Origin of the sequence: Nostocoides japonicum T1-X7 (genome assembly GCF_001046855.1) — a bacterium.
Lineage (GTDB): Bacteria > Actinomycetota > Actinomycetes > Actinomycetales > Dermatophilaceae > Nostocoides > Nostocoides japonicum.
Window position 1 is genome coordinate 919217 of the sequence record NZ_HF570958.1, and the last position, 21387, is coordinate 940603.

Below are 21387 nucleotides of genomic sequence, written 5' to 3' on the forward strand. Positions count from 1 at the left end.
CCTTCGTGCCCGTCGAGGCGACCGACGGCGGCGTCGAGCGGGTCTCGATCCGCGAGCCCGCTCCGGTCGGGCAGCACGTCCGCCGCCGCGCGGGCGACGTGCAGCGCGGTCGCACCGTCCTCGCCGGTGACGGACGGGTCCTGTCGCCGGGCCGGGTCGCGCTCGCCGCGGCCTCCGGTGTGTGCGAGGTCGTCGTCGGCGCTCGGCCCCGCGTCGCCGTCGTCTCGACCGGTGACGAGCTCGTGCCCGTCGGCCAGGTGCCGGGGGAGGGGCAGATCGTCGACAGCAACTCCCTCATGCTCGCCCTCCTCGTCACGGCGGCCGGAGCCGAGGTCGCCGTGCGGACCTCCGCCCGCGACGACGAGGCGTCCGTCTCCGCCACCCTCGCCGAGGCCGGCGACACGGCCGATCTCGTCATCACGACCGGCGGGGTCTCGATGGGCGCCTACGACACCGTCAAGCAGGTGCTGTCGTCCTCGGGTGCCGGTCGGTTCTCCAAGGTCGCCATGCGCCCGGGTATGCCGCAGGGCAGCGGTCGGGTCGGGTCCCGCGGCACTCCGGTCATCACCCTGCCGGGGAACCCGGTCAGCGCGCTCGTCTCCTTCCACGTCTTCGTCCTGCCCGCTCTCGCGGCGCTCGGCGGCGCGTCCGTCGACGCGTCGCGATGGCCCGACCCGCTCGGCCGAGGCACGGAGGCGGTCGCCGGCGAGGAGTGGCCGTCGGCAGCTCACAAGGTCGAGCTGACCAGGGTCCGCGTCGACGAGCGCCGGATCTGCCGGTCGGGAGGTCAGGGGTCGCACATGCTCGGCGCGCTCGCCGAGGCGACGCATCTGGCCGTCGTCCCTGCTGAGGTCGAGCGCGTCCACGTCGGTGACGTCCTGCTCTGCCTGCCCCTCCTCGGGACGGTCCCCTGATGTCCGCAGACCCCGGCACACCCTCCGACCCTGGCGGTCTGGCACCCGATCGGGGCCTGAGCACCACCTCGGACCCCGGCCCACCGCCCGGCGCCCCGCTGACCCACGTGCGGGCCGACGGGTCGGCGCACATGGTCGACGTGTCGGGCAAGGCGGTCACCGTCCGGGAGGCGAGCGCGGCCGGCCGGGTCCTCGTCTCCGAGACGGTCGTGGCCGCCCTCCGTGGCGACGGAGTGTCCAAGGGCGACGCCCTCGCGGTCGCGCGCGTGGCCGGCATACAGGCCGTCAAACGGACACCGGAGCTCATCCCGCTCGCCCATCCCATCGCCGTGCACGCCGTCGCCGTCGACCTCGCCGTCGCCGACGACGCCGTCGAGATCACGGCGACGGCGCGGACCGCCGACCGGACGGGCATCGAGATGGAGGCGCTCACCGCGGTGAGCGTCGCGGCCCTGACCGTCGTCGACATGGTCAAGGCCGTCGACAAGCACACCCGCATCACCGACATCCGGGTCACCGCGAAGTCCGGCGGTCGCTCGGGGGACTGGCGCGAGACGTGAGCGCGGGCCCGCTCGACGGGGTCCGGGCCGTCGTCATCACGTGCTCGACCCGGGCCGCGGCCGGCATCTACCCCGACCGCGGAGGGCCGCTCATCGTCGAGTCGCTCCGCGCATGGGGGGCCGACGTCGAGGACCCGACCGTCGTGCCGGACGGCCCGGACGTTCCGCGGGCCCTGCGCTCGGCCCTCGTCAGCGGCGCCGACCTCGTCCTCACGACAGGGGGCACGGGCCTGTCGCCGACGGACCGCACGCCGGAGGCGACGGCCCAGGTCGTGGAGCGCCAGGTGCCGGGGATCGCCGAGGCGATCCGCGCGGCCGGGGTCGCCAAGGGCGTTCCGACCGCGATGCTCTCGCGAGGCCTCGCCGGCGTCACCGGGACCGCGCTCGTCGTCAACCTGCCCGGCTCCTCCGGCGGGGTCCGCGACACCCTCGAGGTTCTCGGCCCCGTCCTCGGCCATGCCCTCTCCCAGCTCCGGGGCGGCGACCATTGATGCAGGGGCGATGCGGTATGCCGACGCCACCGTCGAGGTCCGCCCGACCACCGGCGACGGGCCGGGCCCGGTGATCTTCCACCGGCGTCAGACCGTCGGATGGCCGGTGCGGCTCGAGGCCACCTCACCGGCGGGCGACCGCGTCGTCCTGCGGCCGCTCACCGCCGAGGACGAACCGGCATACCTCACCCTCCGGCGCGAGAACGCCGCGTGGCTCGCCCCCTGGGACGCGACCCAGCCGAATCCCGCCGAGCCGGGACGCACCTACACCCAGATGCTGCGGACCGTCGACGAGGAGGCCGACGCCGGGCGGGCCCTGCCCTTCGGCATCGAGGTCGGCGGGTCACTCGCCGGGCAGGTCAACCTCAGCAACATCGTCATGGGCTCCTTCCGGAGCTGCAACGCCGGGTACTGGATCGCCCGGGCGGTCGCGGGACGTGGGGTCATGCCGACAGCGCTCGCGGCGGCCGCCGACCATGCCTTCTTCACCGTCGGCCTCCACCGCCTCGAGGTGAACATCCGGCCCGAGAACGCCGCCAGCCTCGCCGTCGTCCGCAAGCTCGGACTGCGCGACGAGGGGATTCGTGAGCGCTACCTCCACATCGCCGGCTCCTGGTGCGACCACCGGTCGTTCGCCGTGACCGTCGAGGAGCTCGACGGCGGCCGGCTCGCAGACCGGTTGACGGCGCCGAACACCCCCTGAGTCGGCACCCCTGAGCCGGACGTCTCAGACGCTGAGGCGCTTGTGCTGCACGAGACGGCGCACTCCGTCGCGTGTCGAGCGGCCTCGGGCGGGACGCAGGGCGCCCTCCAGCCGTGCCCTGACGGCGGCCTTGTCGAGGCTCGTCCCGATCGCGACGAGCCCGGGCTCGACGCCCTCCGGCCCGGTGGCGATGTGCACCTGACGACCGACGACGTTGACGACGTAGGGCCGCGCTCCTCGTCCCGCATCGACGGCGACGACGCCCTTGATCCGGTACGCCGACGGCGGCGGGTCCTCGAGGAGGTCGACGAGCGCCGCCGCGTCGACGGGTCCCGCCGCTCGCACGGTCACGGAGTCCGCGTGGACGTGCCCGCCCTGCCCGCCCTGCTCGGCCTGTCCGGTATGCATCCGATCCGAGCGCCCGGTGCACGGAGCAGGTGGTTGAGCACGGTCGTCTTGCCGGCGCCGAGGAACCCCGACAGAACGATGACCGGCACCTGGGCGGGCGTCGACCGCGGCGCGCGGGGGCGAGCGGTCACGGCCTCAGATCAGGCCGCGCCGGACAGCGGTCGCGAGGCGCGCGGGCACGTGGACCGTCTCGCCGGACGGGCTGCGCACGGGGACGAGCTCCGGCGCGGACGCCGTCCACTGCGCCCGGCGGCGGCGGGTCCGGCTCCGGGAGAGCTTGCGCTTGGGGACCGCCATCAGCCCTGCCGTCCCTTCCAGCGCGGATTCTGCTTGTTGATGACGAACGTCCTGCCCCGGGCGCCGCACGACGATCGAGCCCGGCTTGTCCTTGAGCGAGCGCAGCGAGGCGCGGACCTTCATCGCGTCCCGCCGTTCCGTCGGCCGTAGCGGCGGTTGAACTTCTCCACGCGACCGGCCGTGTCGACGACTCGCGCCGTGCCGGTGTAGAAGGGGTGGCTCGCCGAGGAGATCTCCACGTCGACGACGGGGTACGTCCTGCCGTCGGTCCACACGACGGTCCTCTCGGGACGTCCCGGGCCGCCCGCAGCCCTGCCGGCGAGCGTCGATCGGGTGAGGAAGGCGAATCCCGCTGAGGCGTCGCGGAACACGACCGGGCCGTATGCGGGATGGATGTCCTGCTTCATGTCTCCTCCTGGAGATGGGGTGGCGACGGAGGATGCCGGTCACTAGCTCGACTTCGTGACACCGGGGAGCTCGCCCCGGTGCGCCATCTCGCGCAGCCGGATACGACTGAGCCCGAACGCGCCGAGGTAGCCGCGTGGGCGTCCGTCGACGACGTCGCGGTTGCGCAGCCGGGTCCGGCTGGCGTCGCGAGGCTGGCGCTGCAGCTCGACGACCGCGGCCCGCCTGGCCTCCGGGGTCGAGCGCGGCGAGGCGATCACCCGCTTGAGCTCCGCGCGCCGTGCGGCGTAGCGCTCGACACGGCGCGCCGCTGTTCGTTGCGCACGATCTTCGACGTCTTCGCCATCAGAGCCGCTCCCCTCGAGCGAGCAGCTCCGCCACGACGACGTCGATCCCGCGCTTGTCGATGGTCCTCATCCCCTTGGTGGACACCGTGAGCCGGACGTGCCGGCCGAGCGAGGGCACCCAGTACCTCTTGCGTTGGATGTTGGGATCGAACCGACGCCTGGTGCGCCTGTGCGAGTGCGAGATCGCGTTGCCGAACCCGGGACGCTTGCCCGTGACCTGGCAGACGGCGGACATGCCTTCTCCTTCCGAGGGACTGGTCGAGCAACCATAGCTAATGATAATCATTATCGAGAATCGATGCTCGTTCGGGGATGTCGAGAGGGCCGGTCGGGCCCTCCCGGAGGGTCCCTGAATCGGGCGCCACAGCAGTCACTTTGACGACACGCCGCACCACGTGTGCGTGATGCGCAACGCACCCGTCTACCGTCGACACGTGTCCCCGAGCGGCCTGATCTTTCTTGTCATCGTCGGGGTCTGGGCTGCCTACTTCACGCAGTACTGGATCCGCCGGCGCGAGCACCTGTCGACCGCCCGCTCGATGGACCGATTCTCCGAGTCGATGCGGGTCCTGGCCCGCCGCGCCCCGCGCTCCGAGTCCTCTGCCGCGTCGTCGACGTATGCCATGTCGTCCGCGCGTCCGCGGATCCTCGTCACGAGGGCGGATGAGATGGCGGCCGCGACCCCGGCGCCCCGGGGCGACGAGATGGCTTCGGAGAGCGTCGGATCCGGCGGCTCGGCACCGACCTCGGACGACCCGCGAGGCAGCCGCGGATCGTCCTCGCCCGCCTTCGACCGCCGCCCCGTCATGGCGGACCGGGCGCCTCGTAGACGGTCCCCGCGACCCGTGCGTGCCGCCCTCGGCCTCCTCCTGCTGGCCTCTGTCGTCGCCGCGTTCCTCATCGCGGCCCTCGTCCCCTTCACGACCTTCCTGTGGTGGGCGCCGGTCGTCGCACTCCTGCCCGGGGTCGGTGCACTCGTCGGTCTGCGTGCCCTCACCCGCGTCGACCGCCGCCGGGTGAAGGCCTCTCGCGTCGCCCGGCCCGCCACGTCGAGGTCCGGTGTCGACCGGGGCGGCCTCGCCCGCGACCTTGCTGACCACGACGAGCCGCTCGGCGACCAGCTGCCCGAGCGAACCGGCGACGAGACCGCCGCCGACGACGACCCGCGGTCGGAGGTCTACGACGGAGACCCCGAGCCGGTTCCCCACACGCCCGCGCCCGGCCAGTTCGTCGACGAGGACGACATCCCGCTGACCTGGGACCCCCGGCCGGTGCCCCCGCCGACCTACACGATGAAGGCCAGGGTCGAGCGCCCGCAGCCGTCCACGGTGACACCCGAACCGGTCGCCGCGGTCCCGGCGGACGACGACATCCCCGACGACGTTCCGGTCGAGCTGGCCTCCCGTCGGCGCGCCGCGGGCGCCTGAGCGACCCGGCAGCCGGCGCCTGAGCACCGCCCTCGTCGACCGTCACGGGCGCCCCGACGGCGGGATGCTGAACCCGCGTGACCTCGACCCCGCGCGAGCCCGGGCAGCGGGGAACCCGACAGCACGGGAGTCCCGGGGCCTCGCATACAGGAGGTCCGGCATACGAGGCGGATGAGAGCTCTCTCATCGTCGTCTCACGGTGATCTCATCCGGTGACCGGACGGTGGAGCCGTCCCCGACCGGAAGGAACCACCATGACCGCCGCGATCGCCGTCGCGACCGATGTCGTCGCCATCGGCGTCCTCACCTTCGGCCTCTACCACCGCCGCCACGGACGGCGTGACCTGCTCCTCGCCTTCGTCGCGCTCAACACCGGTGTCCTCGCCGTCACCCTCGCGCTCTCTTCGGCCGGTGCCGGCCTCGGGCTCGGCCTCGGGCTCTTCGGCATCCTGTCGATCATCCGGCTGCGGTCGGACCAGATCGCCCAGGAGGAGATCGCCTACTACTTCACGGCTCTCGCGCTCGGGCTCCTCGCCGGCCTCCATCCCGACCCCGCCTGGGTGAGCCCGGCGCTGGCCGCCGGGATCGTCCTCACGATCGCCCTCGTCGACGCTCCCTGGATGCTCCGGTCCTCCCGCCGGATCGTCCTCACCCTCGACGCCGCCTACCCCGACGACCGCACGGCCAGGGCCGCCGTCGAGCGGCTCGTCGGCGGGCGGGTCCGTCAGCTCGTCGTCCTCGAGGCCGACCTCGTCCGCGACGTCACCGTCGTCGACGTCCGCTACGTGCGCGGCGCGGGGGCGCCGGCGGAGCCCCGTCCGGCGGAGCCCCGTCCGGCGGAGCCCCGTCCGGCGGTGTCGCTCGACGCGGAGCGGACCGTGGAGCCGGTTCGGAGGGCCGAGCCGGCGCTCTCGGGGCGGTGATCCCGATGACCGACCCCGCCGTCGCCGCTGCTCTCGACCTCGCGGAGCGGGCCGGCCCGACGAGCCTCGCCGAGGTCTTCGACGCCGCAGCCCTCCAGGAGAGAGTGGACCGCAAGTACCTCGTCCGCTCCGCTGACCTCACGACCCTGCTCGGGCCTGTGCTCACCGGATCCCGCTGCCTCGAGATCGAGGGGGTGCGTCAGTTCCGCTACGAGAGCGTCTATTTCGACACGGCGGACCTGCGGTGCTATCGCGACCATGTGCAGGGCCGCCGGATCCGCGCCAAGGTCCGCACGCGGACGTATGCCGACTCCGGCGAGTGCGTTCTCGAGGTCAAGCGAAGCGGCAGCCGGGATCTCACCCTCAAGGATCGGATGCCGTGGGACGCCGTCCGCGCCGACGTCATCGGCCCCGAGGGTGAGGCCTTCGTCGCCGAACGGGTGCCGTTCGTCGCGGGTCCGTGGCGGCCGGCGGCGGCGACGAGCTATCTGCGCTGCACCTTCCTCGTGGGCCGGCAGGAGCGGACGACGGTCGACGCGGGTCTTCGCTTCTCCCGGGGCGAGCGGGTCGTGAGGGCGCGACCCGCGTGGACGCTCGTCGAGTCGAAGACGGCCGGTCCGCGGGGTGCGGTCGACCGGGCCCTCGCCGCGGGTGGCTACCGGCCGGTCTCGGCGAGCAAGTACTGCCTCGCCGTGGCGCTCCTCGAGCCGTCGGTCCGCAGCAACCCGTGGCACCGGATCATGCGCCGACAGTTCGGCTGGCGCCCCACGCCCGGGGTGGGCCGGGCGGGGTGGGCGGCATGACCGCGCGCCGGCTCCGGGAGGGCTTTGCCAGACTGGACGCCATGGGACGGATCGGCTGGGCTCTGCTCACCAGCGCGCTTCTCGTGCTCGGGGTCGTGTGGGTCGGCACCGGCGCCCTCGCCTCCTCCGACGACGCGGAGCTCGGCGAGGTCGTCGTCATGACACCGCCCCCGACGAATCCTTCGCCGTCGTCCACGCCGCCTTCCCCGTCGTCGGCGGGGCCCACGTCGGGGTCGCCGTCGCCGCGGACCACGGCCCCGTCGCATACCGCCTCCCCGACGCCCGCTCCGAGCTCGTCCGGCGCGCTTCGCGTGCCCGTGCCGAGCCAGTGTCCCGCCGGTGCGGATGACGACGATGACGACGACGCCGACGACATCGACGACCGCTGCGACGACTAGTGGTCGGCACCCGACGGCTCCCTCGTCTGCGGTCCGTGACGGACGGCATACGGCACTCGGCACGCGGGCGGATCGTCGCCTGGCTCGCGCTCCTCGTCGCCCTGACCGTCGCGGTCCTCGTCGTCGTCGTGGGGCGCGTCGTCATCGCACGCGCCGACACCCAGCTGGACCTCGAGCTCTCCCACGAAGGTGACAAGCTGCGCGGCTTCGCGGCGCGCGGGGTCGACCCGGCGACGGGCCAGCCGCTCGCCAGCGCCACCGAGCTGCTCGACGCATTCCTCCGGGAGAACCTCCCCGAGGACGACGAGACCTTCTTCAGCGTCGTCGACGGCCGGGCGGTGAGCCGGAGCGCGCAGCAGCCCCTCGCGCGCGTCGACCTCGACCCGGCGGTCGTCTCGGTGGCTGCCGACGCGAGCGAGCCGGTCCTCGGGGATGCCTCGTCGACCGCCGGGCCGGTGCGGTATGCCGTGTTCCCCGTCCGCGTCGACGGCTCGCCGCCGACGACGGGCGCGCTCGTCGCCGTCGAGTTCGCCGGGCCGTCGCGGGCGGAGGCGTGGGGGCTCGTCCGCGTGCTGTGCCTCGTCGGCGTCGGCGCGCTGGGGCTCGCCGGGGTCGGCAGCTGGTTCGTCGCCGGGCGCGTCCTCGCCCCGATCCAGGTCGTGCGCCGGGCGGCGAGCCGCATCGGCGAGACCGACCTCGACCGTCGCGTCGAGGTGACCGGCGACGACGAGGTGTCGCGCCTCGCCGAGACCTTCAACCACATGCTCGACCGACTGCAGCGCGCCTTCGAGGGACAACGCCGGTTCCTCGACGACGCGAGCCACGAGCTGCGAACCCCGTTGACCGTCGTCCGCGGCCACCTCGAGCTCATGGACGAGGACCCTGTCGAGCGGGAGCAGACGCGCCTGCTCGTCCTCGACGAGCTGGACCGGATGACCCGGCTCGTCGACGACCTCGTCCTCCTCGCGCGGTCGGACCGGCCGGACTTCGTCACCCTCGGGGAGGTCCCGCTCGCCGACCTCGTCATCGAGGTCCTCGCCAAGGCCCAGGCGCTGGCTCCGCGCCACTGGGTCATCGACGCCCTCGACGAGGGGATCGTCGACGCCGACGCGCAGCGACTCACCCAGGCGCTGCTCCAGCTCGCCGCCAACGCGGTCGAGCACACGCGGGAGGCGGACACCATCGCCTTCGGCGCCCGCACCGACGGCTCGGGCGTGGCCTCGGTGTGGGTCCGGGACACCGGTACCGGCGTGACCCCCGCCGAGCGTGAGCGGATCTTCCATCGGGCCGTCCGTGCGGGAGGACCTCGGCCGGCCGGGTCCCGCGAAGGACTCGGACTCGGGCTCGCCATCGTCTCCTCGATCGCCGAGGCGCACGGGGGCCGGGTCCGCCTCGACAGCGCGGTCGGCGTCGGGTCGCGGTTCACGATCGAGATCCCCGCCCGACGGCAGGAGGTGTCATGAGTCGCATACTCATCGCCGAGGACGAGGCGCGGATCGCCTCCTTCATCGAGAAGGGGCTGCTGCGCGAAGGGTTCACGACGGAGACCGCGTCGGACGGCGAGAGCGCCGCCCTGCTCGCGGAGTCGGGTCGCTTCGACCTCGTCATCCTCGACATCGGGCTCCCGGAGCTCGACGGGTTCTCGGTGCTCCGGAGGCTGCGCGCCCGAGGTGTGAGCCTCCCGATCGTCATCCTCACCGCCCGCGACGAGGTCTCGGACATCGTCGCCGGTCTCGAGGGGGGTGCCGACGACTACGTCCGCAAGCCGTTCGCCTTCGACGAGCTCCTCGCGCGGATCCGCCTCCGGCTGCGTGAGCCGGGGTCCGCCGAGGACGACGTGCTGCGAGCCGGCGGGGTCGAGCTCGACCTGCGACGGCGCCGCGCCGTCGTCGAGGGCCGCGCCGTCGACCTCACCGCACGGGAGTTCGCGCTCGCGGAGATGTTCGTCCGCCACCCCGAGCAGGTCCTCACCCGGGAGCAGCTGCTCAGCCGGGTCTGGGGGTTCGACTTCGACCCAGGGTCCAACGTCGTCGACGTCTACGTCCGGTACCTGCGGCGCAAGCTCGGGGAGGGACGCATCGAGACCGTCCGGGGAGTCGGGTACCGCCTGCGCGACCGGGCCTCGGCCTGATCCGCTCGGCGCGTCCACCCCGGCTTCGGCAGGTGTGGGCTTTTCGTGGCTGGGTGAGCGAGGTCGACCGACGACAACCCCCGCACGTGCCGAGTTGTTGTCGTCGCGAAGGGGTTCGGGCGACATCTTCTCGGCACGTGCGGGAGCCAGAGGGCGTCGAGGCCTCGTGGGGAAGCTGGCCAGAGTCCTGGCTCTGGCCAGCTTCCCCAGAAGGATTCGTCCCGCCCGCCCGCGACGGACCTGATCACGACAACCCCGCATACGCCCTGAGCCGTGTCGACAGGTGCGGGCTTTTCGTGGTCGAATGAGGCGAGCGACCACGACAACCCCGCACGCGCCCTGAGCTCGCGTCGGCAGGTGCGGGCTTTTCGTGGTCGAACGAGCCGAGCGACCACGACAACCCCGCATCTGCCGAAGCTCGGAGGACTCCAGGAGGTCGGCCGACGAGTCCGGGAGGCCCGACTCGCTCAGCCGTCGGTACGGCGTTCGGCGCGCCGGCCACCCTCGCCGACCTCGTCGCGGGCGGGGACCGGCTCGGGGTCGAGCGCGCCGGTGTCCTCCTCGGACGGGTCGGGCGTCGGCTCCGCGGGCTCCTCGAAGAGGTGGTGGACGACGCCGTTGACGCAGGCCGCGAAGGGGACGGCGATGAGGGCGCCGAAGATCCCCGCGACGATGACGCCGATGGCCAGCGCGAGGATGACGGCGAGCGGATGGACACGGACCGCCCGGCCGAGGAGGAACGGTTGCAGGACGTGCGCCTCGATCTGCTGGACCGCGATGATGACGCCGAGCATGATGAGGGCGACGAGCGGACCGTGCGCGACGAGCGCGAGGAGCACGGCGACGATGCCACTGATCGTCGCGCCGACGACGGGCACGAACGCGCCGATGAAGACCAGGAGCGCGATGGCGACGACGAACGGCACGCGCAGGATCGCCGCTCCGAGCGCGATGCCGATGGCGTCGACCGCCGCGACGAGCACGGTGGCGTGCGTGAACGACGTGAGCTGCCGCCACGCGATCTCCCCGGAGGAGTCGACCCGGTCCCGGGCCCGACGCGGGAAGAGACGGACGACCCAGGCCCAGATGCGCTCACCGTCGTAGAGGAAGAAGAAGAGGCTGAACAGCGTGATGAACAGGCCGGCGACGAAATGGGTCGCCGTCACTCCGGCCTGGGTCGCCGTCGAGGCGAGGTTGCCGTTCTGCTGGACCGCGTGACGGAGGTTGTCGAACCACGTCGTGAACTGGCTGTCGGTGATGCCGAACGTCTCGTTGATCCAGGTCCGGATCTGGGTGATCCCCTGGGCCACCTGGTCGACGATGTCGTCGAAGCCGTTCGAGAACTGGGTGCCGACGATGGTGAGCGATCCGACGATCGCCGCGAGCGTCCCGATGACGATGATGCCGGCGGCCGCCCCGCGGGGGATCACCCTGGCGATCGCCCGCGTCGGGGTGCCGAGGAGCGCGGCGAGGAGGAGGGCGACGACGACGGGGACGACGACCTCGGTGAAGTGCCCGAGGACCCGGCCCACGACGTAGATGCCGAGGCCGATGAGCAGCAGCCGCCACGTCCACTCGGCGGCGGCGCGCACCCCGGCCGGCACGACGCTCGCGTCGTCGGACATGGGATCCCCCTCGATCGGTCAGGCGGTGTCGGGGCCGGTATGCGACCCCACGCGTCCGAGCCTACGTCCCGTTTTCGTGTCGCCGCGCGCCCAGTGTTATCGTTTCGCCTGCCCCATGGGGCTGTGGCGCAGTTGGTAGCGCGTCTCGTTCGCAACGAGAAGGTCAGGGGTTCGAATCCCCTCAGCTCCACCCAGTTGCTCTTATCAAAAGTGCAACTGACGCTTGTGAGGCCGTCCGAGAGGGCGGCCTCAGTCGTCTCCGGGCGCGCAGTCAGCCCTGGGCGTTGGCATCAGCACGTGGTTTGAGTAGGTTCTCCTTGCTTCATCGCCAAAGAGGTTCTACTACGGCGACTTGGGTTGGCGGGGTCTCATCCGGGTTGGGTGATGCTGGCGAAGGGCTCGTTGAGCTCGGCGCGGATCTGGGTGGGATCTGGGCCGAGGAAGATCCCGGCGAAGATGGCTCGGTTGAGTTGCTTCCGCACCGTGACTGGCGCATCGGTGTAGGTTGCGTGGGCGTCTTGGAGCAGGTCGAGGGCGTCGCAGAGGCGCTGCCGGATGTCGGCGTTGTTGGATTCCATCTTCGCCTTCTCGCGGACGAGGTTCGCCTGTTCGGCGTTGAGGCGTCGTTGGTGGGTGAGGAACAGCTCCCGAGGGATAGCGCCGGCGTAGTAGGCCTCGAGCAGCTTGGCCTGATTCGCGTCGATCGTCTGGGCCTCGACTGCGATCTGCGTGAGTCGTTCGTCGTTGACTGCCTGCTGTCGGTGGAGCTTCACGAGCACAATCTGTTCGATGCGTTCACGCTGGGCCGGATTCAGCTCGATCGTGCGGTAGAGGTCCGCGACCCGCTGCTCGACCTGGGCGATCGGCAGGGCCTTGCGTTGCGGGCAGACCGTGTCTCGGCTTCGGTGGCAGACGAAGTACTCGTAGACTCGGCCGGCCTTGGTCCGCGTGTGCTGCACGATCAGCCGCCTGCCGCACTCGACGCAGAACACCGTGCCCTTGAGGTAGTGATCGTGCTCGCGTGAACGCTCGCCGTTGCGGCGGCTGGTGAGGATGTCCTGGACTGTCGACCAAGTCACCTGGTCGATCAGTGGCTCGTGCCGCCCGGGATGTTCGACGCCGTTGTGGACGACGACACCCTTGTACAGTAATACGGGCGGCGCAGCAGACGGTGCAGCCCGTTCACGGTCAACGGCCCTGCCGGGGTGTTCGGTCCCGGCCTGGTCGTCAGGCCACGTGATCCCAGTTCGGCGGTCAGACGGGTGACGCTCCACTCGCCAGCGGCGTAGGCGTGGAACGCCCAGACGACATGCTCAGCCCGCTCCGGGTCGATCGTGATGGTGCGGACCTCACGGCCATCGTCGAAGCGACGCTCGTTGAGATAGCCGAGCGGCGCCCGCCCCGGCGTTCCTCCCTGGATCGCCTTCTACCGCATCCCCTTCATCACCTCGGTAGCGAGGTTCTGGGAGTAGAACTCCGCGATGGACGCCATGATCCCATGCAGCAGCCTCCCGCTCGGCGTCGTGCTGATCGCCTCAGTTGTAGAGACCAGGTACGCGCCCGCTCCCTGGATTGTCTTCGTGATCGCCACGTCGTCGGCGCGGTTGCGAGCGAGGCGGTCGATCGTGTGCACGATCACGAAGTCCACCGGGCGGTCCTAGATGTACTCCAACATCCGCCGCAACTCCGGCCGCTCCAGCGATCTGCCCGAGCGGCCACGTTCGACGAACTCCGCCACCACCAGCGCGCATCTCCAACGCCCGCCGCCGGTTCGCCTCCCTCTGCGCCGGGATCGACAACCCCTCCGGCTCAGAACCGCGGCGGGCCTGATCGAGGGTGGAGACACGGACATAGGACACCGCCCGAAGCGGCGACATCGAATCGTGAGTGGTTGTAGCAGTCATGCCCCCAACGCTTCGGGCGCGGGCACGTGCTATATGCGAGGCGGCGCGGTGTCCCCCTGACTGAACACCGGATCCAGGTAAGAGGCCACCAGTGCCATCTGCTGGTCGAGGTCTGCTTCACAGACCTCCTCCAGTCGTTCCTTGCGACGCCATGCCGCCCATTTGGCCTGACCGATTTGCCCGTAGCCGATCACCTGCGGTGCGATGGGTTCGAGGGTGACGCCCCGGTAGCGGGCGACGGCCCGCGCTGAGCGAAGCAGTTCATCGGTATCGATGCCCTGCCGGACGAGCTGGACAATGTCGACGTAGTCGCGCCACCTCGTGCTGGTGATCCCCCGCTCCAGGATGGTCACGCCCTTCTCGGCGATCGTCGTCTCGGGCGCATAGCCGAGCAGCACGAGCGGTTCGCCCACGACGCGATCGATGCGCACCTGCCGCGGTGCGGGCACGATCGGATCTCCAGTGGAGATATCCCACGCAGCGGTGCCCTTCCACGGCCCGATCGACGCACCGACCCGCACCCGGAACCCGGGGTAGTCGGCGTGCTCGCGGATCTCCTGCACGCTGATCGAGTCGAGATCGAACACCACCCCGTCATCGGTCTCCACGGCGGCGATGTCGCGAACCACGGCAATCAGGTGGTCAGCGGTGACGTCCGCTCCGATGGCGTTCGCGTCCGCGTCCTTCGTTGGGCGCCGTACGCCGTAGGCGGCCAGCAGGATCCCGCCCTTGAGCACGAAGTCCTCGGCATGGGCGGTGCGAGTGAATCGGTCCAGGAACGACTCCAGCGTGTGCCGGATCAGATACTCTTGCGTCGGCGCACCCGTCCCAGCCTTCGCCGCTGCCGAGCGTGCCGCGGACTGGATGCGGCGGAACACCTCGTCGCCCACACTCACGCCAGCGCCTCCAATGCCTGGAGGAGAGGGGACTTCGCCCGAGGGAGCCGAGAGGCGATCTCCATCAGATGGGTTGGTTTCCCGCCGCGGCGCAGCCACTCCTTCAACGCTTCCCGTGCCAGCTCGTACCCGACCTCGCCACGCATCCGGAACGCGTCCGCGATCGACCGCTCGGCCGAGTAGATCCCGATCGTCTGATCCGTGCCCGGAATCGGGATCTCCTCCCGGCCGATCTCGAACGTTGGCCGGTCGAACTGATGCCACGCGATCGCTCCCGTGGTCGCCGGCGTACGTGACCCGCGCGGGATCGCGACATCCAACGCAGCGGGAATCACGACCGTCAGCTCATGATAAGCGAGTGCTGACGTCAAGCAGATCGTCGCATCCCGGCGACGGGTCGCTGCCTCGATCCAGTCCCAGTCCGCCGCCGGAGCATCCGCCGGCAGGTAGATGCCTCGAGCGATCCGCTCCAACCGTCCCTCACGCGCCGCACGGTAGAGCCCGCTGCGCGACATGCAGGCATCCCCGGCCGTGCTTGGCCGGAGCGTGGGCATCGCCAGCACCTCCTTGTTGAAATGAAACGTATACACCTAACTATAGCTGATGACGGATCGTGTCGCCTCTCGCGATCCCTTCCATCGACACCCTCGGTGATCCCCCTACGATCGACTCTCGCTCAGTCGTTGGACGAAGTTTCGGCCTCGACGGGTACTCGCATCAGGGCGATCTTGGTGAACCCGAGTCGGTTGAGATCTCGTACTGTCTGCATGAGGGTGAGGCGGCTGAAGAACGGGAGCCACTCGACACCGGTCGCGGATGAGTTGGCGACTACTGCATAGGTCACAGTCACCGTGTCGCGTGCTGCGTTGGAGTCACTCGGAGGGATGAGATTGAGCCATGGGGAAGGGTCCGTGGCGCCGGCTGCGTTCTGAATCGCCGAACGCACCTGATCGCGGAGCTTGCCATCGGCGAAGGCCTCGGCGGAGACATGACCTTGTGCAAAGAGGTGGCTCAGGGTGGAGGAGCGCGACTTCCGCTTGACGTGGACAAGCGATCCGTCGGTGCTCATGAGGTCGCAGAACTCGATCCTCGTCGGCGCCCCATCTGGGGCGACGAGCATTCTATCGAGCAGCGTTAGGTCCGCCGAAGCTGCGGCGGCTCTTGCGTTGTACTCGCGTTCGGCCTCACCAGGACGCCCAGCCGGAAGTGTGACCGTTGCGCTTGGGAGTCCGGAAATGGCGGTGTCCACTTGGCTGACGAGCGAGTCCGCGACTACGAACCATCGGCCTTCGATGAGGACGTAGAGCTTCCCGTCGACTTTCTGCTCGGAGACGAGGCACTGGTAGACGCTCCATCGGGCGACGGCATCGGCGCTGCTGATGAACTTGACGAAGATCTTTCGGTGCCTGAGGTGACCGACTGTGATCTCAGCGGTCTTCGTCGCAGGCTGTGCAAGATATCTGTCAAGGTCGAGCTCTTCGAAGTCCGTCTGCCGCTTGGTCGGCACGATCAGGAAGTGTTCGATATCTTCCCACTCCAAGTTCTCGGGCATCGCCATGTGCGTCGTGCTCGTGTCGCACGTCCTGAGCTGCTCGATCAGCAGCGAGTCCAGCGCCTCGATACGGCCCGGATCTCTCACCTCCGCGAGGTGGTCTACCCAACCGAACGCCGCCCGGTACTTGGTGGCCGTGTAGTGCGAGTAGAGATCGCGAAGGAGTGCTGGGAGGTTGGTGACCGGCTGGTCTACTCCGAGGACGAGTGCGTCGGCTCCGCTCACCGACCTATAGCCGCTGTTCTCCGGCGCGATCCCCGTGACTGCTCGGAGAATGTCCCTGAGTATGTCGACACCAAAAGTCGGCAGCTCTGTGGTCCGGCTTGTCTGCGTGTTGGTCGACACGACCATTTCATCGAACTTCTTCGTATCAAGACTGCGAATCTGGCGTTCGTCGATCAGGTTCAGCGCCACCTTGAGCCCGAAGCGCCGTTCAATCTTCGCCTGGTTCAGGAAGCTTCGGCCGTAGCCAAAGGTCAACGCGAAGGTGTGCTCATCGACGCTCAGTAGTAGTAGCCCGGATGCCGACGCTGATCGGAGCCCTTGTACGCCGCCTTCCACGGCCGGCTCGACATACCTGGCCCAAGCTGGTGCCCTAGGAAAGCTCTTCTTCGAGTAGAACCGACCCGAGAGACCTGATGCAGCGGTCAGGTCTCTCGCATCCAGCCCCACGGCACCATCGTCGGCAAGGGCGTCATCAAGTTTGTCGACGTCACGCAGGAGAAAGATCGTCAGTCGCTGTGTGGGCACGCTAGTTCTCCTCGCCGACTGGATAGATCAGCAATGGTTTCGCAGGCGCTCAGTCGAACAATCCTGAAGACGTTCAGTTGCATAGGGCAGTCTTCCTAGACCGCATGGGCTGTTAGGTGGTCCAGAACAGCGAGATGGGCGTGCCAACCGTCCAGGACTGGAGCTGATTCGCCGAGCCAGACTGGTTCTGTTGGTGCATGGGACGCGAGCTGGTCGCGGATGCCGCCGCGAGAGATGACGATGCAGGCTTGGCGATGTCGACTCAGCAGCACGCACAACCGGCCGGCATCGAGGTGGAACTGGCTGGCGTCACGGCGGCCCGAGAGGGGATGCCAGACCACGACGACCTGGAACTCGCGGCCCTGAAGCACGTTGGCGGTGTCGACGACGACCTCATCGACCGGCAGCCCGGTGCGGGCGCGGTTGGCCTGGAGCGCGGTCCGGACGTGGTCGCGTTGATCCCGGTGGGTGACCCCAACGGCGATGTTACTTGGCAGCAGGGTCCGGGTGCCGTACTCGTCCTCAAGGGTGATGTTGGCGTTGATGAGCTCCTCGACGACGTCGACGATCGCCTGAACGGCATCGGGATCGGTGGTGGGCATGGGCACGTCGTCCAGCTCGAGGTAGGCCCACGCGGCCCGCGCGGCTGTGTGCACGGCGTCTGCTGCCCGTCCACGGTGGAGTGGAGTGACTCCCCGGCGCAGGCGACGCTGGTGAGGCTGAGTGCCGGCGGTGAAGGGGATTTCGTAGAAGGCGTCGGAGATCAGGTGGGCTGCGTGACTGGGCAGTCGCCAGGAGACCGGCAGGGCCAGCCGCGTGGTCTCTGGTTGGGTGGTCAGAATGGTGGCGGCGGCGGTCTCGACCGGTGACAGCGGCCGGCCCCGGAACCGGGTGTCGTCAGCGGTGGTGAACGGCGCGAGCTGGCCGGGGTCGCCCACCATCAACAACGAGCTCATCATCGCCCCGATCGGGAGCAGCGCATCCGAGCGCATCTGATAGGCCTCGTCCACGATCCCGAAGGGCCAGGAGTGGTCGAAGTCGACGGTGGCCCACTTGGCGGCCGGGGCCACGATGACGTCGCAGTCGCGAAGATCGTTGATCGACTTGCTGAAGCTCAAGCCTTGCTCGGCACGTATGTCGGCGGGCGGCAGGTAATCGCCGCCGTGGAGGCGCCCCAGCCGCACGGGTGCAGCTCCCCGGCGCTGGTCTGCGATGTATCCGCGGACCATGTCGTCGGCCTGGTCGTTGGTCTGGACAACGATGGGTACCTGGGCCTGTCGGTGGGCGCGCCGACCGATCTCGCGTACGAGGGTGGACTTGCCGGCACCGGGAGGGCTGTCGACCAGTGTGGAGCGGCCACCCTCGGTGAGGGTGGACCAGATCTGCTCGCGGGTGGCGGCGGCGGCCTCCGCAGGAGTCACGGGCTCGGCGTGCATTACGACTCCTCGCTGTCGTCGACGAGCTGCAGGTGGGTCCAGGGAATCTCCTGCACTGTCGAGCGCTGGTAGAACTCGGTCCGCCCGTAGGGGCTTAAGACGATCTCGTCGCCCGCGGTGGGCAGAAGGCCGACGGTCTTGGTCTGGTTGGCGCCCTTGAGCACTTCGGCGTGGATCAGTCCGCTGGCGTCGTTAGGCAGGACCTCCAGCTTCACGCTCGGATGAGTCGCGAGGTAGAGGTTGGTTCCGGCTGGCCGTGCGAAGTCGAGGGTGGGCTCGATGGTGATCATTGGTCGCCGCTGCCTCCGCCCGTTGGCGTTGAGGGTCTGGCGGCTGGGATCCACGGCGACGACTCGTCCGGCGAGAGCCTCTCCGGAGGCAACCAGAGCCGCCATGACCAGTGGGTCGTCCCACGCCATCTCGCGCTGGAACTCCTCGGTACGCGACTCCAAGAAGCGCAACCGGGTCGCTGCCTGGAGCGGAGTAGGGATGTTGCGGAAGAAGGCCCGACCTTCGGCCATCCGGGCGCTGTGGGCTGTCCACGCCTTGCGGTCGGACAGCCACCGGTCTGCGACGTGGTCTCCGGCCGACAGGGCGGCGAGCTGGTCCAGGGCGTTCCAGCAGGCCAGCCACGCGGGCATCAGCTGCTCGCGGGCGTCAGCTTCGAGCTCCTCGCGCACCGCTGCCTGTGCGGCCTGGTCGTCTCTGGCAGCGTGCCAGCTCTGGATCAGGTCCGCGAGAACCTTGGCGTCCCAGTTGGGGTCGGAGTCGGGTCCGGCTGGAGGTGCCTGTTCGCCCAGCCGGGCTGCCGCGGGGCCGTCCAGCCCGTCGGGTGGGGCGATCCATCCCAGCAGGGCGGCGAGGTTGAGGTCCTCGGAGGGAAGCTGCCCGGTCTGCCAGTGGAGGGTGAGGGCCTCGGTGGCGGCGATCACCAGGCTGCTTCCCGGAGGCAGGTCGCCGAAGAAGGACAGGTGCTTGCCTGTCGTCGGGACCGACGCCGGGGGCGGCGCGTCACCGTCGGTGCGGAGGTTGCGGGTGAAGCGTCCGACGATCCCGCCGAGCCATTCGGCAGTTGCCGCGTTGGGGACCACGAGCTGCGGGGCGTCCACGCACGTGCCGTCATCGTCCCTGGCCTCGAACTGCGACAGGTAGGTCAGAAGGTCAGTGGCGAACTCGTCGAGTGCCTCGAATCGGAGGGCGCGGTTGCGGGGTTCGGGCACGACCGTGCAGTGCGGTGTCTCGTCTCGAGCAGTACCCCAGACCAAGGCGAGCGGCGCGCCGGGGTCGCCGGCGAGGTGGTAGCCGACGACAACGAGCGGGCGGGAGCTGAGGTGGGCGTGTCGACGAGTCGTCGTGGGGACGGCGCGTCGCTCGGCGGCAGCCTGGAGGGTCTGGTGGGTGCGCAGGGCGTTCATGCGAGTCCCCTCGTAGCGATCCGGGCCGCGGCGGCTCCGCGGGCGAGGGCGGCGGCGACAGCGGCTTCGGATGCGTTGGACGGTGCCCGACGGCCGTCGGCGAGGTCGAGCGCCGCGGTGATGCTCGTGACGTTGCCACACGAACCCGCCACTGCGGTGCCGAGCCGGGCGATGGAGCCGTGCCGCTCTGCCTCGTCCCGGCAGGAGTGGAACAGCGGGCAGGAGACGCAGCCATCGGTGAACCGCGGGGGCAGGACGGCGAGGGCCTCGCGGGCTGCCGTCGCCGCCGCGGCGACCTCGTCGTTGTCGGCGCCGTCGTCGGGGTGGGCCGGCAACTGGGTGCCATCGGGGATGGCGTCGAGGATGTCGGCGGCGCGGGGGACGGAGGCGAGCTGGTGGGCCAGGCGGCGCACGTACATGTCGATGTCGATGGTCACCGCGGTAGGCCGGAACGAGAGGTTCTCCGGCAGCACGATCATCGTGGTGGTGTTGACCACCTCGGGCGGTGCGCCGATCTCGACCACGAGCTGTTGCAGGCTCAGCACATAGACCGCGGTCTGGCGGACGGTCGCGGACGCCTTGGTGGGGTCGGCGCGGCCATCGATGCGCGGGTAGGACTTGATCTCGACGACGTGGATGCGTCCGTCAATGGCGAAGGCCAGGACGTCCTGCTCGAGGAAGACGGTCTCGCCGCCGAAGTCGATTCGGGTCATGGCGTGGCGGATGAGGTTGTAGGCCTGGGCTGGGTCGGTGAGCATCTCCTCAGTGCGCTGGCGGGTGAGCCGCGCTCGGAGTTCGTTCATCCTGGCGCCGGTGACGCCGGGGTAGGCCTCGCGCAGGGCGGCCGCGGACAGGTCGTGTTGGCGGACCTCGGGGATCGTCAGGTCGAGGTGGCGCCGTGCGAGCGCGACGATCTCGGCCATCCCGTTGGCGACCACCTGCTGCTCGAACTGGTTGCCGCGGGTCAGGGCGAACGGCGACTGCCGGTCGCGGGGCTCGCCGCTGATCAGGCTGCCGAGCTTGTCGAGGTTGACCCCGGCGGCGTCGAGCGCGGTCCGGCGCTGGCACCCGGGTGCATCGAGTGCGCCGGCGACACGACGGGCGTTGAGGGGTTGGCGCGGGAACTCGCCGCGGAAGCTCTCGAGCGTGACCGGCGCGCTGGTCATCGTGAGCCTCCGGCGGCGCGGGAGGTGAGCGTGCGAATCGCGGTGCCAAATAGGAGCGACTCGCGGTCCAGCTGGACGTGGGCTCGCTCCGAGGCATCGGACCGCTCGTTCTCGTCGGTCTCCTCGATCTCCTCCAGCTCTGCTCGGGCAGCATCGATCACGGGGCGAGGGTCAGCGCCGAAGGGCTTGACGCCGGGGATGGTGGCTCCAAGCCGGGCGACCAAGCGCAGCATGGGCGCCTCGTAGTTCGTATTGGTCAGGGTGATGGCCTCACCCGCCAGGGCGATGGCGCTGTGCAGCATGTCGACTCGTGGGGACAGCGGTGCGATCAATCGCTCGCTGGTGGGCCAGGTGGACAGGGCGACCGTTCCGCGCACGGGTGTGAACCGGTCGTAGGTCAGGGCCGGCACGACGTAGACGTCGCGTTCTTGTCGGCCGGGCAGCTCCTGCGACTTCCGCCAACTTCTGGCCTCGTCTCGTCGCAGCGAGGAGAGCTTGGCGGTGTCGACGCGCTCGGCCCAGCGGGCCTTGGTGGCATCGGAGACCAGCCGGGCGCTGGACGGGCGACCTGTGAGTTGCAGGGCTCGGATCACCTGATCGCGCAGCGGGATCGAGGACTCGTACGGGGAGGCGACTGGCGTGGAGTCCTGCTTGGTGTGCACCAGCCGGTTGCGCCGCCGCTCCAGCACGGCTACGTGCTGGAGCAGTCGGTTCACCTCGGCCGCGTCGCCGGAGGTCGTTGCCTCGATCAGCGCGTCGTTGGCATTGCTGAGCGCGGCGACCACCTCGACCAGCTCCCGCGTGGATTCCATGGAAGCCATGCTACCACGGATTCC

At 70.0% G+C, this 21387-nt stretch carries 25 protein-coding genes, 1 tRNA gene and 2 pseudogenes; 11 read left to right on the plus strand and 17 right to left on the minus strand.

The window, feature by feature from the left end:
• The 4 genes from BN12_RS04145 to BN12_RS04160 all read left to right on the plus strand — a co-directional run.
• The coding region (locus BN12_RS04145) for a molybdopterin molybdotransferase MoeA (RefSeq protein ID WP_053079946.1) at window positions 1–914 on the plus strand (914 nt) is incomplete at its 5' end.
• Window positions 914–1474, plus strand: a complete 561-nt coding sequence (moaC, locus tag BN12_RS04150; RefSeq protein WP_083454400.1) for a cyclic pyranopterin monophosphate synthase MoaC — start codon at window positions 914–916, stop codon at window positions 1472–1474. The genes BN12_RS04145 and moaC, both read left to right, overlap by 1 nt.
• Window positions 1471–1965 carry a MogA/MoaB family molybdenum cofactor biosynthesis protein gene (locus tag BN12_RS04155; RefSeq protein ID WP_048550311.1) on the plus strand — a complete coding sequence of 165 codons (495 nt, stop codon included), beginning with the start codon at window positions 1471–1473 and terminating at the stop codon, window positions 1963–1965. The genes moaC and BN12_RS04155 overlap by 4 nt, the downstream gene beginning before the upstream one ends.
• A complete protein-coding gene (locus BN12_RS04160) occupies window positions 1931–2668 on the plus strand; it encodes a GNAT family N-acetyltransferase (RefSeq protein ID WP_235432295.1) in 738 nt (245 codons plus the stop codon). The genes BN12_RS04155 and BN12_RS04160 overlap by 35 nt, the downstream gene beginning before the upstream one ends.
• Window positions 2669–2692: 24 nt before the next feature.
• Here BN12_RS04160 and BN12_RS04165 read toward each other — a convergent pair whose 3' ends face one another.
• From BN12_RS04165 to rpmB, 7 genes and pseudogenes are all read right to left on the minus strand, one after another.
• A complete protein-coding gene (locus BN12_RS04165) occupies window positions 2693–3076 on the minus strand; it encodes a CobW C-terminal domain-containing protein (protein ID WP_053079947.1) in 384 nt (127 codons plus the stop codon).
• Entirely contained in the window at window positions 3016–3207 is a 192-nt protein-coding gene (locus BN12_RS23635) for a GTP-binding protein (protein ID WP_083454402.1), read from the minus strand. Before BN12_RS23635 ends, BN12_RS04165 begins: the two co-directional genes overlap by 61 nt.
• 4 nt (window positions 3208–3211) lie before the next feature.
• Complete coding sequence (gene rpmF / locus BN12_RS04170) at window positions 3212–3373, minus strand: 50S ribosomal protein L32 (protein ID WP_048550314.1); 162 nt, start codon at window positions 3371–3373, stop codon at window positions 3212–3214.
• Window positions 3373–3496 (minus strand): annotated as a pseudogene (gene ykgO / locus BN12_RS23640) (type B 50S ribosomal protein L36). The gene rpmF and the pseudogene ykgO overlap by 1 nt, the downstream one beginning before the upstream one ends.
• The gene (locus tag BN12_RS04175) at window positions 3493–3780 is read right to left on the minus strand and encodes a type B 50S ribosomal protein L31 (RefSeq protein ID WP_048550317.1); all 288 of its coding nucleotides are present in this window, start codon (window positions 3778–3780) and stop codon (window positions 3493–3495) included. Before BN12_RS04175 ends, ykgO begins: the two are co-directional and overlap by 4 nt.
• A gap of 42 nt (window positions 3781–3822) precedes the next feature.
• Window positions 3823–4124: pseudogene (rpsN, locus tag BN12_RS04180) on the minus strand (30S ribosomal protein S14).
• Window positions 4124–4360 (minus strand): 50S ribosomal protein L28, encoded by a 237-nt coding sequence (gene rpmB, locus BN12_RS04185; RefSeq protein WP_048550320.1) that lies wholly within the window; start codon window positions 4358–4360, stop codon window positions 4124–4126. Before rpmB ends, rpsN begins: the two are co-directional and overlap by 1 nt.
• A 199-nt stretch (window positions 4361–4559) precedes the next feature.
• Between rpmB and BN12_RS04190 the strand changes: the two genes are divergently transcribed.
• The 6 genes from BN12_RS04190 (at window position 4560) to BN12_RS04215 (ending at window position 9807) form a co-directional block, all read left to right on the plus strand.
• A complete protein-coding gene (locus tag BN12_RS04190; protein WP_157635335.1) occupies window positions 4560–5552 on the plus strand; it encodes a hypothetical protein in 993 nt (330 codons plus the stop codon).
• Between the two features lie 254 nt (window positions 5553–5806).
• A complete protein-coding gene (locus tag BN12_RS04195; protein WP_048550324.1) occupies window positions 5807–6475 on the plus strand; it encodes a DUF4956 domain-containing protein in 669 nt (222 codons plus the stop codon).
• A gap of 5 nt (window positions 6476–6480) precedes the next feature.
• Window positions 6481–7278, plus strand: coding sequence for a polyphosphate polymerase domain-containing protein (locus tag BN12_RS04200; protein WP_157635336.1), 798 nt, complete (start codon window positions 6481–6483; stop codon window positions 7276–7278).
• Window positions 7279–7319: 41 nt separating this feature from the next.
• The gene (locus tag BN12_RS04205) at window positions 7320–7676 is read left to right on the plus strand and encodes a hypothetical protein (protein ID WP_048550329.1); all 357 of its coding nucleotides are present in this window, start codon (window positions 7320–7322) and stop codon (window positions 7674–7676) included.
• Between the two features lie 35 nt (window positions 7677–7711).
• Window positions 7712–9139, plus strand: a complete 1428-nt coding sequence (locus BN12_RS04210; protein ID WP_200901141.1) for a sensor histidine kinase — start codon at window positions 7712–7714, stop codon at window positions 9137–9139.
• The gene (locus BN12_RS04215) at window positions 9136–9807 is read left to right on the plus strand and encodes a response regulator transcription factor (protein WP_048550331.1); all 672 of its coding nucleotides are present in this window, start codon (window positions 9136–9138) and stop codon (window positions 9805–9807) included. Before BN12_RS04210 ends, BN12_RS04215 begins: the two co-directional genes overlap by 4 nt.
• Before the next feature lie 467 nt (window positions 9808–10274).
• On the opposite strand, the gene BN12_RS04220 is transcribed toward BN12_RS04215, so the two are convergent.
• A complete protein-coding gene (locus tag BN12_RS04220; RefSeq protein ID WP_048550332.1) occupies window positions 10275–11432 on the minus strand; it encodes an AI-2E family transporter in 1158 nt (385 codons plus the stop codon).
• Between the two features lie 117 nt (window positions 11433–11549).
• On the opposite strand from BN12_RS04220, the gene BN12_RS04225 reads away from it, so the two are divergent.
• Window positions 11550–11622: transfer RNA gene (locus BN12_RS04225), tRNA-Ala, on the plus strand.
• A 178-nt stretch (window positions 11623–11800) separates the two neighbouring features.
• On the opposite strand, the gene BN12_RS23345 is transcribed toward BN12_RS04225, so the two are convergent.
• The 9 genes from BN12_RS23345 to BN12_RS04265 form a co-directional block, all read right to left on the minus strand.
• The gene (locus tag BN12_RS23345) at window positions 11801–12706 is read right to left on the minus strand and encodes a recombinase zinc beta ribbon domain-containing protein (RefSeq protein ID WP_162233030.1); all 906 of its coding nucleotides are present in this window, start codon (window positions 12704–12706) and stop codon (window positions 11801–11803) included.
• Between the two features lie 152 nt (window positions 12707–12858).
• Window positions 12859–13080, minus strand: coding sequence for a recombinase family protein (locus tag BN12_RS23350; RefSeq protein WP_053079949.1), 222 nt, complete (start codon window positions 13078–13080; stop codon window positions 12859–12861).
• A gap of 285 nt (window positions 13081–13365) precedes the next feature.
• Window positions 13366–14232 (minus strand): nucleotidyl transferase AbiEii/AbiGii toxin family protein, encoded by an 867-nt coding sequence (locus BN12_RS04235; RefSeq protein ID WP_053079950.1) that lies wholly within the window; start codon window positions 14230–14232, stop codon window positions 13366–13368.
• Complete coding sequence (locus BN12_RS04240) at window positions 14229–14822, minus strand: type IV toxin-antitoxin system AbiEi family antitoxin domain-containing protein (RefSeq protein WP_235432296.1); 594 nt, start codon at window positions 14820–14822, stop codon at window positions 14229–14231. The genes BN12_RS04235 and BN12_RS04240 overlap by 4 nt, the downstream gene beginning before the upstream one ends.
• An 86-nt stretch (window positions 14823–14908) precedes the next feature.
• Window positions 14909–16534, minus strand: a complete 1626-nt coding sequence (locus BN12_RS04245) for a DUF6119 family protein (protein WP_162233031.1) — start codon at window positions 16532–16534, stop codon at window positions 14909–14911.
• A 95-nt stretch (window positions 16535–16629) separates the two neighbouring features.
• Complete coding sequence (locus BN12_RS04250; RefSeq protein ID WP_048550336.1) at window positions 16630–17970, minus strand: AAA domain-containing protein; 1341 nt, start codon at window positions 17968–17970, stop codon at window positions 16630–16632.
• Window positions 17970–19385, minus strand: coding sequence for a hypothetical protein (locus BN12_RS04255; protein WP_048550337.1), 1416 nt, complete (start codon window positions 19383–19385; stop codon window positions 17970–17972). The genes BN12_RS04250 and BN12_RS04255 overlap by 1 nt, the downstream gene beginning before the upstream one ends.
• Entirely contained in the window at window positions 19382–20551 is a 1170-nt protein-coding gene (locus BN12_RS04260; RefSeq protein WP_048550339.1) for a hypothetical protein, read from the minus strand. The genes BN12_RS04255 and BN12_RS04260 overlap by 4 nt, the downstream gene beginning before the upstream one ends.
• A complete protein-coding gene (locus BN12_RS04265; RefSeq protein ID WP_157635338.1) occupies window positions 20548–21363 on the minus strand; it encodes a hypothetical protein in 816 nt (271 codons plus the stop codon). Before BN12_RS04265 ends, BN12_RS04260 begins: the two co-directional genes overlap by 4 nt.
• Between the last annotated feature and the right edge of the window lie 24 nt (window positions 21364–21387).